2 pseudogenes are annotated in these 1,110 nt (G+C 36.1%); one reads left to right on the forward strand and one right to left on the reverse strand.

Features of this window, described 5'->3' with window-relative positions:
* Window positions 1-184, forward strand: a pseudogene (locus FTV31_RS17220) (hypothetical protein); the annotation flags it as partial.
* Here FTV31_RS17220 and FTV31_RS17070 read toward each other — a convergent pair.
* Window positions 181-1,110 (reverse strand): annotated as a pseudogene (locus FTV31_RS17070) (conjugal transfer protein TraA); the annotation flags it as partial. The pseudogenes FTV31_RS17220 and FTV31_RS17070 sit on opposite strands and share 4 nt — an antisense overlap.

Below are 1,110 nucleotides of genomic sequence, written 5' to 3' on the forward strand. Positions count from 1 at the left end.
TAAAGAAAGACTAAAGATTCATAAATGCTTAATTTGCAATGAACCTGCTTCTGGCGCAAATGGATTTAAACATTCCATTGTCTATGAGGGACATCATATAGAGCTAAAAATTCATAGGACATGCTTTTTTAATAGATATGGTTTGGATTACAACCAAGAGACTAAAAGAGCTATATCAACTTAAAACTTCATTTTATGACTATTTTTGATGCTTGAAGAATGCTTGATCTCACTGTTTGGTGCATTTAGATTCTGTAATGGTTGGCTCTGCTTCTGCTGTTGCAATTGTTGATTGAACTTACTCACCATTTCAGCTTTATGACGACTATCAAAGCGTGCTGAAGTATCTTTTTTATATTCAGTTAAATACTTGTCTGAATAGCGAATATTTAGCTTATCAAAGGGTACTTCATATTCTTCAGCTTTAATTCGTACTTTCATCATTGCCTGATCTTTGACTTTATAGGCATCAATGACCTGAAGCGGTGTATCTTTCTCAAAATGTTCTTTCTTAAAAAAGCCGGTCTTTAAAGTGAGTTCTTGATCTAACTGGAGCTGTTCACCTTTGGCAATGTTCATTTGACCGTTAAACCTTACGATCTCATCCCCCAGTAAAGCTTTTGATCTTAGGCTATTTCGCACTTCTTCAATGATTTCCTTTTCGCTGAAATGCTTGTCTGGCGTAGTAATTGCCTTAAATGTGCTATTCAAGTTATACAATTCCCGCTGATCATCAAGGCTATTTCGATGATCACGAATATAGTTCTTTATAAGTTCATCTTTTGCCTGTACGACTGAATAATCCGTTGTAAAGCTCTTAACTTCGGTACGTCCTAAAGTACGTTTCAAGTTATCAAACGGTGTGAGTTCTTTTTCTTGATACTTCCCTTCAGAATTTCTGACCCACGTTTTTTCATCCTGATTGAATGCAGTAGCACTGTAATTTAGCTCTACATTGCCCTTGTGCCGTGTTAGTGCAACATAGGTTAAATTAGCGTTCATATTCTCACTGGCAAGGATATAGGCGTTTTCAACCGTCATACCTTGTGATGAATGAATCGTATTGGCATAGCCATGTTTAAAGTGCTTATAGCTGTCCAAATCAATTTT

This window comes from Acinetobacter sp. YH16031 (assembly GCF_013417335.1).
Lineage (GTDB): Bacteria > Pseudomonadota > Gammaproteobacteria > Pseudomonadales > Moraxellaceae > Acinetobacter.